Genomic DNA, 11,912 nt, shown 5'->3' with positions numbered 1-11,912 from the left:
GGTTCTCTGCTTATACCAACTGAGCTAATGGGTCATGTGAATTGTTTCGTTTTTCTGTTTTCTCTGCCTAGCAAAAGTGGCAGGGGTAGCAGGACTCGAACCTACGAAATGCCAGAATCAAAATCTGGTGCCTTACCAACTTGGCTATACCCCTATAAAAAAAATAATGATATAGAAATGGGGTGGATAATGGGACTCGAACCCACAACTTCCGGAATCACAATCCGACGCTCTAACCGATTGAACTATACCCACCACGATATAAATACGATAAAATAAAATGGTGCGCCTGAGAGGATTCGAACCTCTGGCACACGGCTTAGAAGGCCGTTGCTCTATCCTACTGAGCTACAGGCGCTCAATTCTTTTCGCAAAAATGGAGCGGGTGAAGGGAATCGGACCCTCGCGACTGGCTTGGAAGGCCAGGGCTCTACCACTGAGCTACACCCGCATTGCCTCTCTTAGAGACAAGTGTTAGTATACTTGAAATAGAAAGAGTTGTCAACTCTTTTTTGCTTTTTATTTTGGATAACTTCTCAGATAACATCTATCCCGAATAAAAGACAGCGATTAAACCGTTTTAATCCCGATACCTTTTTTAAATATGTAGGCTGCAACTAAAAAAGAACTGACGACCAAAGCAATTGTGAACAGAACATGTAAATAAATATTGCCTTCGCACACACCGATATAGGCATAACGGCAAACATTAACCAGCGGAAAAATAGGGTTAATGTAGATAATACTCGATAAAAATCCAGGCAGTTTGGAAACCTCGAAAAACACACCACCTAAATAGGTAAGTGGGGTGATAATGATAGCTAGCATAAAATTCATTTTTTCGAAATTGTCTAATACAAGACCTGCAATTAAACCAACGGAAGCAAAAACGAAAGATGTCGCCGTCAGTGATAAAACAAAAAATAGCGGATGTACAACTTCATAACCAACAAAGAAAATCGTTGCCACGTAGGTCAGAGTCCCCACCAAAACACCTCGGAACATGCCACCACAAACAAATGCAAAAATTTTCTCGGTAATCGATATCGGATAGCTATTGAGATCCTGAATGGTGTTCTGAAATTTTTGAGATATAATTGAAAATGCCGGATTTTGGAAGGCCGCAAAAATTGCGCCCATCGTGGCTAAGCCAGGCACGAGAAAATTAAGATAACTGATACCATCAATACCAACTTCTCTTGTTTGCAACATTACCCCAAAGATCAGCATGTACAAAATATTCGAAATAAGCGGTGCCAGAACCGTCTGCACAGGTACTTTCATAAAGCGATGAATTTCTCTGTTAAAGAGGGTTATAAAACCTATTCGATTATAAAATATAATATTCTTCTTCATGTGCTGCTCCTAACGATTAATGATATTTAAATAAATATCTTCCAGTTTTGGTTTTTCCACAACAAGATTGGTAAATTCCATATTCTTTTCCGATAGTTGTCTAAAGACTTTAGTTAAGTCTTTTTTTGCAGCTTTCAATTGGAGTCTTGTTTTATCTTCAATTTGAGGATGATACTCTTTCAAAAACTCAAAATCACTAAGATCCAGCGCCGCATCAAAGTGAACTTCAATAATCACTTCTCTGGAAAAAGCGTCCATTAGTTCTTCTTTTGGCTCGTCGGCAATGATCTTTCCCCCATCAATAATGACAATCCGCTTACATAGTTTTTCGGCTTCTTCAATGTAGTGAGTTGTGAGAATGATGGTCGTTCCCGATTCATGCAACTTAATTAAAAAGTCATACAAGGTGTGCCGCATTTCGATATCAACTCCCGCTGTGGGTTCATCCAAAATAAGTATTTTAGGTTTATGAACTAGCGCCTTAGCGATTAGAAATCGTCGTCGCATCCCCCCGGAAAGATCTCTCAGTCTGGCATTTCTTTTTTCAGTCAAATACAGCGCTTCCAGAAGTTCATCAACATACGCCTTATTATTCTTGATCCCAAAGTAACCGGATTGCTTTTTTAACGCTTCATCAACCGTAAAAATAAAATCATAGCCGGTATCCTGAGGTACAATACCAATTATTTTTTTTGTTTCCAGCTCTTTCTTGTCAAGATCATACCCACCAATAGTGACCGCACCCTTAGTCTTTTTTACATTACCTGCCAATATATTAATCAGGGTACTCTTCCCCGCACCATTTTGTCCCAGTAAAGCCGTAAATTCGCCTTCCTCAATATTTAAACTTACGTCTTTCAACGCTTCTTTGTTCCCTTTTTGATAGGTCATTGATACCTCTTTAATACTCAGCATCGCTTGCCTCCTTTTTCGATATTTCTGTCATTCATTCCAAAGCGGAATAATTTTTGCGTCAATTTCGCCATTTTTGATGGTAATCAACCCATAGCTTTCGGGATCACCCATTCTGGGCGCCCCCACCGAGCCGGGGTTCATCATTAAAATTTGGCCATTATCTTCAATATAAGCATGGTGGGTGTGACCATAGAGAATTACCTGGGCGTTTTTTTCCAACCCAGCATAGTAAATGCGGTGCAAATCATTCTTGACACCGTACTTATGGCCATGACAGGCAAAAAATTTAAACCCGCCCAAGGTAGTCTCCAGCGTCATGCTACCATCATCAGCAAATGAATCCAAATTCCCCTTCAGGATGTGGATGGGGATATTTGTGATTGTTCGTAAATAGAGGGCATCTTCGACATAATCTCCAAGATGAATAATTACATCCACCTGACCCATTTCCGAAGTGGCCTGTTTCACCGCTTTCAGATTGCCATGGCTATCACTCATAACACCAATTTTCATTTTACCCCCCCATTACTTATCTTTCTTTTTGACTAAATCATCCTTATTTTTCCGTTTTGTTAATGCGCCTGATTCAGTATTTCCTGAGCCTTTTCAACAGCGACCGCCCGATGACTGAGGCGGTTTTTTTCTGCTTTGGTCATCTCTCCGTAACAGCGACCTGATGCCTCGTGGATAAACAACGGGTCATAACCAAATCCGCCGGCGCCGCAATAATCAAAGGCAATTTTCCCCCGCACCAGACCTTCGCAGCATAGCTCCCGGCCATCGGGTAAAATCATCGCAATGGCCGTAATAAAAGCCGCACCCCGCTTCGCTTCCGGCACATCCGCCATTTCCTGCAAGAGTTTTTTATTATTGTCAGTATAACTGACATTGTCACCGGCGTAACGGGCCGAATAGATTCCCGGAGCGCCATTGAGACAATCCACCGACAAGCCGGAGTCATCGCCCATAATGATTAAGTCTTTTCCCATGACATAGGGCTGTAACGCCCGCACCTTGATCAGCGCATTTTCTTCATAGGTTAGGCCGTCTTCAATGATTTCAATATCAATGCCAAAATCCTTCATCGTCTGGACTTCAAAATCCTCGCCCAACATCGCCTTCAGTTCTTTGGCCTTATCCTGATTTGCGGTGGCTAAAAGTATTGTTCTCATTATAACTTACCCGTTAATCCTATAATGTATCTTTTTGGAAGGCGATGATTTTTTTGATGCTTGCTTCTCCCAGTTCCAACATTTTTTGAAGTTCTTCCTTTTTAAAGGGCCGTTCTTCACCAGTTCCCTGAATTTCGATGATTTCGCCGGTTTCGGTCATGACCATATTCATATCAACCTCTGCGTTTGAATCTTCTTCATAACACAGGTCAACGATGGCTTCGTCCTGATAAATCCCGACACTAGTGGCGGCGACAAAATTGGTAATCGGCATGGCTTTGATTTTTCCCTTTTCGATCAGATCTGACAAGGCGTCATGGAGGGCTAGAAATGAACCGGTAATCGCCGCTGTCCGGGTTCCGCCGTCGGCCTGGATCACATCACAGTCAATCCAAATGGTCCGTTCCCCCAGCATTGTCTGATCGATGACAGATCTCAGACTTCTGCCGATCAAGCGCTGAATTTCCATGGTTCGGCCATCAATTTTCCCGCGGTTCCGATCACGACTTTTGCGGGTGTTGGTGGACCCCGGAATCATTTCATACTCGGCCGTGACCCAGCCTTTTTTCTGACCTTTTAAAAATGGCGGTACTTTTTCTTCCACCATGGCGGTGCAAATGACCTTGGTATCGCCCACTTCGATAAGGACTGATCCCTGGGCATTTTTAATAAAGTGGCGGGTGACCTTTATTGGTCTTAATTCGTGGGCTTCCCGGCCATCAATCCGTTGCTTGCTTGTATCTATCACTATTTCTGTTTCCATTTCTTTTATTGCTTCACTGTTTTCCATGTTTTTCCTTTATTATTCTATTATTTTTTAAGGGATTACTGCAAGTCTTGCGGTAATCCCTTAGATAGTCAAATTATTGTTGTTTTTATGCTAAATGTTTGGCAACGACAGCCCGAATAATTTCGTTGGCGACCTGGGCATTGGCTTTTCCCTTGGTGGCCTTCATTACCTGACCGGTTAAAAAGCCATAGGCTTTGTCATTGCCGGCGCCAATATCTTCAACTGATTTGGGATTATCCGAAACGATTTTTTCAATGATGGCTTCCAGTTCCCCGGCATCGCTCATCTGCGCCAGACCCTTTTCTTTGACAATATCACCCGGGTTTTTGCCGGTACTAAACATTTCTTTTAAAACTTCTTTACCGGTGTTGCCACTGATTTCATTGTTTTTGACCAGTTTCAGCAATGCCACCAATTGCGCCGGAGTAATGGAAATGTTTTCCATACTCAGTTCATTTTCTTTTAATAGCGGCGGAATTTCAACCATCATCCAGTTCGAAATCTGTTTGGGTTCGTTATACAGTGCCACCGCTTCTTCAAAGAAGCGGGCCGTGACGCCCGTGGTGGTCAACACCCCGGCATCGTATTCCGGCAATTTATATTCATCAATGTAGCGCTTTTTTTTAGCTTCCGGCAATTCCGGCAGCTCGCTCTTAATTTTCTCGATATAGGCCGGTTCCAACACAATCGGAACCAGATCCGGTTCCGGGAAATAACGGTAATCGTGGGCTTCTTCCTTGCTTCGCAGCGAAGATGAGGACCCTTTGGTGTCATCCCATTTCCGGGTTTCCTGAATAATCGTGTGACCCTTTTTAATCTCAATGATCTGTCGTTTGCTTTCGTATTGAACCGCCCGGATCAGTGCCCGGAAGGAGTTCAGGTTTTTCATTTCAGTACGGGTTCCCAGTACTTCGCATCCTTTTTCACGAATCGACAGATTCACGTCAAAACGCATCGATCCCTGTTCCATCTTACAGTCAGAGACGCCGGTATATTCGAGAATATTTCTGACCTTTTCAGCAAAGGCGCGGGCTTCCTCGGCACTGCGCAGATCCGGCTCAGTGACGATCTCAATCAGCGGCACGCCACAGCGGTTAACATCCAGAAGGGTCCCGTCAGCGGATTCATGAAGTAGCTTTCCAGCATCTTCCTCAATATGGATACGGGTAATACCGATGTCTTTTTTTACCCTATCGACTTCAATGCCGACTACTCCACCGGTACAGATGGGCAAATCAAACTGGGAGGTTTGATAGGCTTTGGGTAAATCCGGATAGAAATAGTTTTTTCGGTCCATTTTGCTAAAGTGGGCAATTTCGCAATTAAGCGCCAAACCAGCCCGGGTCGCGTATTCAACCACTTTTTCATTTAATACCGGCAAAACTCCCGGCATTCCCAGACACACCGGGCAGGTATGGGTGTTCTCATCCTGCCCAAACTCGGTTGGACACGAACAGAATATCTTTGTTTTTGTCCCTAATTCAATATGGATTTCCATTCCAATGACAATTTCATATTCCATGATTTAGACCTCCGTTCCCAATGGTGCTTTTAAATTCGTCAGGCCTGATTCATGCTCAAACGCCCAGGCGGTTTTTAACAGGGTCTCTTCACTTAAGATCGGCCCCAGCAGCTGCATCCCGATCGGCATCCCGTTGTTGTCCAGGCCACAGGGAATTGAAACGCCGGGAATCCCGGCAATGTTAACGGGTACGGTATAAATATCGGTAAGGTACATCTCCAGCGGGTTGCTGGTTTTTTCGCCGATCCCAAAAGCTGTGGTCGGCGCAGTTGGGGTCAACAGCACATCGCAACCACCAAAGACCTGATCAAAGTCAGCTTTGATGATGGTTCGTACCTGCATTGCTTTTTTATAATAGGCGTCATAATAACCCGAACTGAGGGCATAGGTACCCAGCATAATCCGTCGCTTTACCTCATCGCCAAAGCCCTGGCTTCTGGTTTTCTTGTAAAGATCAACCAGATCGCTGTATTCTTCCGCTCTGAAACCATAGCGGATGCCATCGTAACGGGCCAGGTTAGAGCTGGCTTCAGCAGACGAAATCATATAATAAGCCGATAAGGCATAATCCAGATGCTGGAAGGACACGTCGACAATCGAAGCACCCAGGGTTTTATAAATGGCAATGGCATCTTCCAGACTTTTGCGGACTTCCGGTTGGAGCCCTTCGCCGAAAAATTCTTTGGCCACGCCAATTTTTAACCCCTTAACCCCTTGTTTGAGGTTTTGGCTATAATCGATTTTTTTTAGATTGAGGGAGGTTGAATCCTTGGCATCATGGCCGACAATGGCATTTAGCACCAGTGCGCAGTCTTCAACGTCCTTGGTGAACGGGCCAATCTGATCCAGCGACGAAGCAAAGGCCACCAGACCATAGCGGGAGACCAGACCATAGGTTGGTTTCATCCCCACCACCCCACAAAAGGAGGCTGGCTGCCGGATTGATCCGCCGGTGTCTGATCCCAATGTGTAAAAGGCCGTATCGGCTGCCACCGCAACAGCTGATCCGCCGCTGGAACCGCCGGGTACCTTGTTTAAATCCCAGGGATTGCGGGTCTTTTTATAGGCTGAATTTTCGGTCGAAGAACCCATGGCAAACTCGTCCATATTGGTTTTTCCCAGCAGGATGCCGCCATCTTCGCTAAGCCGATCATAAACCTCGGCATTATAAGGGGGATTAAAGTTATACAGCATTTTTGATGCACAGGTGGTCAAGATCCCCTTGGTACACATGTTGTCTTTAAGTCCGTAGGGAATCCCTTCCAGCGGAGTTTTTTTAGCTCGCCCGGACAGCTCGGCATCCAATGCCTGAGCCGCTTCTAAAGCGGTTTCGGTCTGGAGACTGAGATAGGCATCGGTGGCTTTTTCGACTGCGTTAATGCGGTTAACCACCGCTTGAGTTACCTCAGTAACGGTCACTTCTTTTTTATCCAGAAGATCATTTATTTGATGGATGGTTTTTTGACTTAATTCCATTATTGCCTCCTATTCCATAACCCGGGGAACCTTAAAGCACCCGGCTTCGCTTTCCGGCGCATTGGCCAAAGCTTCTTCATTGGTCAGACAGGGCTTGATTTCATCCTCCCGAAAGACATTCTGAACCGCCAGCACATGTTCGGTGGCTTTAATTTTAGATGTATCCAATCCGCTGAGGGTTTCTGCATAATCCAGCACTGCCCCCAGTTGATCGGCCAGGGCGGTCACTTCATCCTCGGAAAATTCCAAACGGGCAAGATTGGCCACGTAGGTGACATCTTCTCGTGTTAAACTCATATTCGTTATCCTTTCTTTGCTGTTGACTTTCTACATTATTCTTTTAATCATTTCATTAAGCATAAATACCGGCGCTGTCTTCTATGTTAACAGCTGAAGCTGTCAGTCTGATTCTAAAAATCACCCTTCATTATAGATCAAACCCACCACCCGTGACAAGGGCTAAAAACGCTTCTTCATCAATTATTGCAATTCCCAGCGACTGGGCTTTTTCATATTTGGTGCCGGATTTTTCTCCAGATAAGAGAAAATCGGTTTTTTTACTGACACTGCCAGCTACCTTGCCACCATTGGCTTCGATCAGGGCTTTGGCTTCCCGTCGGTCGAGAGTAGGCAGGGTGCCGGTGAGAACAAAGGTCTTACCAGCCAGGGTCTGCGACTCCAAGCGGGTTTCCTGAATCATATTCAACCCTGCGACTTCCAGCCCTCTGATGATTTCAATATTGGTGGGGGTCTGGAAAAAATCGACAATTTCGGTGGCCATTTTTTCGCCAATTTCAAAAATCGCTTTGAGTTCCTCCACTTGGGCCTGGATCAGATTGTCCATATTTTGATAATGCTCCGCCAGAATTTTTGCCCCTCTGGCGCCCACCAGCGGGATTCCCAAGCCAAAAATAAGCCGCGACAGATCCCGTGTTTTAGAGGCTTCAATACCAACTAAAAGATTGTCCACTGATTTTTCGCCCAGCTTTTCCAGGGTGACCAGTTGTTCTCTTTTTTGCTCCAGATGATAGATATCCACCGGGTTGATTACCAGTTTATCGTCCATCAACAGCCGCAGCACTCCCGGGCCCAGTCCTTCGATGTTCATCGCATCCCGGGACGTAAAATGCACCAGTTTGCGGAACACCTGCGCCGGGCAGGCCATGTTCAGGCATTTGGTCACAGCTTCTCCGGCAATCCGAAAGGTCGGTTCATCACAAACCGGACAGCGCTTTGGCATTTGAAAAACAACCTCGTTTCCCGATCGCTTTTCAAACACCACATGATCCACTTCCGGAATCACATCACCAGCCTTCTGGATCACCACATGGTCGCCGATGCGGATATCTTTAGTGCGGATATTGTCTTCATTATGGAGGGTTGCCCGAGCGATCACCGATCCCGCTAGTGATACCGGTGCAAGTTCGGCCACTGGAGTCAGAGCACCGGTTCGGCCGACCTGGACGGTAATGGCAGTAACAGTGGTAATCGCCTGATCTGGGGCAAATTTATAGGCGATCGCCCAACGGGGGCTTTTTGAGGTATTACCCAGCAACTCGCGACAGGATAATTCATCCACCTTGATTACCAGACCATCGATATCAAAAGGCAGATTTCGTCTTTCCACTTCCATCAGGCTACAGTAATCAATGATTGCTTCGATATCGCTAAAGGATTTGACCGCACTGGTTTTAAACCCCAGCTTTTTTAAATAACCCAGGGTCTCCGTGTGGGTTTTAGGTTCAAAACCTGCCGCTGCTTCCAGATTGAAGACAAAAATGTCCAATGGTCGGGATGCCGTTAACCTGGGGTCTAATTGCCGTAAGGAACCCGCCGCCGCATTTCTGGGGTTGGCAAAAGGGCTTTCCTCTTCCGCCTGACGACGCTGGTTCAGTTTTTCAAAATCGGCTTTTCCCATAAACACTTCACCCCGAACTTCCAGGGTTACTGGTTCCGGCAAACCCAGTGGGATGGTTCGGATGGTTTTAAGGTTGGTGGTAACATTCTCCCCCACTTCCCCATCACCCCGGGTGGCACCCTGGACAAACAAACCATTTTCGTAATTGAGCACCACCGTTAACCCGTCAAATTTGTATTCCACCACGTAGGTGGCCTCGGGACAGGTCTGTCGCACCCGGCGGTCAAAATCCCGGAGATCGCCGGCATCAAAGGCATTGCTAAGACTTAGCTTGGGACGGCTGTAGACCACCTTGTCAAAGCCCTCTGACGGGCTGCCGCCAACTCGTTGGGTCGGCGAATCCGGGGTGATCATCTCCGGGTTTTCAGTTTCCAGCGCAATCAGTTCCTGCATCAGCTGATCATAGTCGTAGTCTGAAACCAGGGGGGCATCATCGAGATAGTAGGCCCGGTTGTGGGCTTCAATTTCTTTCTTTAAGGCTTCAATTCGGGTTTTGTTCATACTTATTTCCAATCCTTAACCGCTGTTTTAAATTATTTTAACTAAGCCTTTTCCACAAAAGTCGGATCCATTTTTTTGATCCCGACCCCCGGAAACGCCACCGAAATCATGTTGTTTTTTACTTCAACCACGGTACCAATGCCAAATTTCTTATGTTTGACCTTATCGGTCAACACAAATCCATTTTCTGATGAACCACTATGAAAGTTAACGGCATTGGCATTATTTCTGCGAATGGCCACCTTCGACTGGGTCACCCGTTCCGAAAAAGTCTTATTCTTTTTGGTTTCAATGTCAATTTCCGGCTTGCGCTCGTAGCGCTGTTTATTTTCCACACAAACTTCATCCGGCATCTCTTTTAGAAATCGCGACGGGGTTTGGAGCTGACGTCGTCCATAGAGAGTTCGTTCCGCGGCCCAGGAAATATAAAGGCGTTTCATCGCCCGGGTAATGCCGACATAACAGATACGCCGTTCCTCTTCGATATCTTCTGGTGAATCCATGGCTCGGCCATGGGGGAAGATTCCTTCTTCCATCCCAGGGATAAAGACAATCGGGAATTCCAACCCTTTGGCGTTATGAAGGGTCATCAACAGAACCTTACCCTGGTCGCCATCGTACTTATCAGTTTCTGATGATAAAGCCACGGTTTCCAAATAGGCGCTGAGGCTTTGGTCATCACTGTTTTTTTCAAAGTCAGTGGCTGAAGACACCAGTTCCTGGAGATTTTCCAGACGGCTTTCACCCTTATCCATTTTTCCGGTTTCCAGCATTTCCAGGTAGCCGGTTTTTTCAATGACAGCGGAGATCAGCTCACTTAAGCTGGCCGTCTCCCGGATTGCTTCCAATTTCTTCATTAGTTCGCTGAATGCCCGAACCTTATTTTTTACACTGGGACTCAGTTCCGGAATTTCTTCGACGTGATGGAAGGCCTGCATCAGACTGAAGCTTTTAAAATTGGCGTACTCGGCAATTTTTTCAATCGTTGCTGAACCAATCCCCCGCTTGGGCACATTCACAATTCGCATAAAGCCCATGTTGTCTTTGGGATTGCTCAGCACATTTAAATAAGCAATGACGTCTTTAATTTCAACCCGAGAGTAAAACCCGGTTCCGCCGATTAACTGGAAGGGTAAACCGGCTCGCATCAGCGCTTCTTCAAACAGTCGGGACTGGGCATTGGTTCGATATAGAATCGCAAAATCACCAAAGATGCCATTGCCCTTAGTGATATTGTCATTAATCTCGTCAACAATAAATCGAGCTTCATCATAACCCTGGTTAAAGGAAGCAATCATTATTTTTTCATCGCCGTCGTTATTAGTCCACAGCGCCTTTTCTTTACGGCCGGTATTTCTGGCGATGACGCCGTTGGCACAGTCCAGAATGGTCTGGGTTGAGCGATAATTTTCTTCCAGTTTGACCACTTTGGCGTTGGTATAATCTTTCTCAAAGTCCAGGATATTGTTGATATCCGCTCCCCGCCAGCCGTAAATACTCTGGTCGTCATCCCCACAAACGCAAATATTTTTATTTTTAGCGGCCAGCATATTAACCAGTTCATATTGACTATGATTGGTATCCTGGTATTCATCAACCATAATGTATTTAAAGCGATTTTGATATTGTTCCAGAATTTCCGGAAAGCCCTTAAACAATACCAGGGTATTGTAGATCAGATCATCAAAATCCATGGCATTGTTGGCTTTCAGGCTTTCCTGGTAGCGTTTATAATAAAGTCCAACCTGTTCTTTTCTGAAATCACCGGAGTTTGCTTTAATATAGGCTTCTGGACTGACAAAATTATTTTTGGCAGTGGAGACTTCACCGCTTAAAAACTGGTTGGTAAAATATTTGTCATTGAGGCCCAATTCTTTGATCAGACTTTTATATAAACGTTTCTGATCATCCATATCATAAATGACAAAATTGTCGTCATAACCCAACCATTGTGCATGGGTTCGCATGATCCGGGCGCACATGGCGTGAAAGGTCGACATCCAAATTCGTTTACTGTCCGCAATATTCATTTTGGCAATTCGCTCCCGCATTTCTCCGGCGGCTTTATTGGTAAAGGTGATGGCCAGAATCTGCGAGGGCCATGCCTGTCCCGTTTCAATAATATGGGCAATGCGATGGATAATGGTTCGTGTTTTTCCTGATCCGGCCCCTGCCAGTATTAATAGTGGCCCATCAATGGTTTCTGCTGCTTCTCGTTGTCGAGTGTTTAACCCGTCTAATAAACTCATGTATTCTCCTAAA

At 45.5% G+C, this 11,912-nt stretch carries 10 protein-coding genes and 4 tRNA genes; all 14 read right to left on the bottom strand.

Going from position 1 to position 11,912, the window contains the following annotated elements:
- Positions 1–77: 77 nt before the first annotated feature.
- Positions 78–154: transfer RNA gene (locus Q7J41_RS01135), tRNA-Gln, on the bottom strand.
- A gap of 24 nt (positions 155–178) precedes the next feature.
- Positions 179–255: transfer RNA gene (locus tag Q7J41_RS01130), tRNA-His, on the bottom strand.
- Positions 256–281: 26 nt separating this feature from the next.
- Positions 282–358 (bottom strand) — tRNA-Arg (locus tag Q7J41_RS01125).
- Between the two features lie 19 nt (positions 359–377).
- Positions 378–451, bottom strand: a tRNA-Gly gene (locus Q7J41_RS01120).
- Between the two features lie 119 nt (positions 452–570).
- Positions 571–1,356 carry an ABC transporter permease gene (locus Q7J41_RS01115; protein ID WP_304884427.1) on the bottom strand — a complete coding sequence of 262 codons (786 nt, stop codon included), beginning with the start codon at positions 1,354–1,356 and terminating at the stop codon, positions 571–573.
- Between the two features lie 9 nt (positions 1,357–1,365).
- Positions 1,366–2,271 (bottom strand): ABC transporter ATP-binding protein, encoded by a 906-nt coding sequence (locus Q7J41_RS01110; protein WP_304884425.1) that lies wholly within the window; start codon positions 2,269–2,271, stop codon positions 1,366–1,368.
- A gap of 27 nt (positions 2,272–2,298) precedes the next feature.
- A complete protein-coding gene (locus Q7J41_RS01105) occupies positions 2,299–2,784 on the bottom strand; it encodes a metallophosphoesterase (protein WP_304884423.1) in 486 nt (161 codons plus the stop codon).
- A gap of 59 nt (positions 2,785–2,843) precedes the next feature.
- Entirely contained in the window at positions 2,844–3,443 is a 600-nt protein-coding gene (rdgB, locus tag Q7J41_RS01100; RefSeq protein ID WP_304884422.1) for an RdgB/HAM1 family non-canonical purine NTP pyrophosphatase, read from the bottom strand.
- Positions 3,444–3,462: 19 nt separating this feature from the next.
- Positions 3,463–4,206, bottom strand: a complete 744-nt coding sequence (gene rph, locus Q7J41_RS01095) for a ribonuclease PH (RefSeq protein WP_304884433.1) — start codon at positions 4,204–4,206, stop codon at positions 3,463–3,465.
- Between the two features lie 112 nt (positions 4,207–4,318).
- Positions 4,319–5,755, bottom strand: coding sequence for an Asp-tRNA(Asn)/Glu-tRNA(Gln) amidotransferase subunit GatB (gatB, locus tag Q7J41_RS01090; RefSeq protein ID WP_304884420.1), 1,437 nt, complete (start codon positions 5,753–5,755; stop codon positions 4,319–4,321).
- 3 nt (positions 5,756–5,758) lie between these two features.
- Positions 5,759–7,231, bottom strand: a complete 1,473-nt coding sequence (gene gatA, locus Q7J41_RS01085; RefSeq protein ID WP_304884418.1) for an Asp-tRNA(Asn)/Glu-tRNA(Gln) amidotransferase subunit GatA — start codon at positions 7,229–7,231, stop codon at positions 5,759–5,761.
- A 9-nt stretch (positions 7,232–7,240) separates the two neighbouring features.
- Positions 7,241–7,528 carry an Asp-tRNA(Asn)/Glu-tRNA(Gln) amidotransferase subunit GatC gene (gene gatC / locus Q7J41_RS01080; RefSeq protein ID WP_304884416.1) on the bottom strand — a complete coding sequence of 96 codons (288 nt, stop codon included), beginning with the start codon at positions 7,526–7,528 and terminating at the stop codon, positions 7,241–7,243.
- Between the two features lie 130 nt (positions 7,529–7,658).
- Positions 7,659–9,650 (bottom strand): NAD-dependent DNA ligase LigA, encoded by a 1,992-nt coding sequence (gene ligA, locus Q7J41_RS01075; RefSeq protein WP_370650965.1) that lies wholly within the window; start codon positions 9,648–9,650, stop codon positions 7,659–7,661.
- A gap of 41 nt (positions 9,651–9,691) precedes the next feature.
- Entirely contained in the window at positions 9,692–11,899 is a 2,208-nt protein-coding gene (locus Q7J41_RS01070; protein ID WP_304884415.1) for an ATP-dependent helicase, read from the bottom strand.
- Between the last annotated feature and the right edge of the window lie 13 nt (positions 11,900–11,912).

This window comes from Acetobacterium sp. (genome assembly GCF_030652775.1).
In the GTDB taxonomy this organism is placed as follows: Bacteria; Bacillota; Clostridia; order Eubacteriales; family Eubacteriaceae; genus Acetobacterium.
This window is presented reverse-complemented; position numbering and strand designations above follow the sequence as displayed.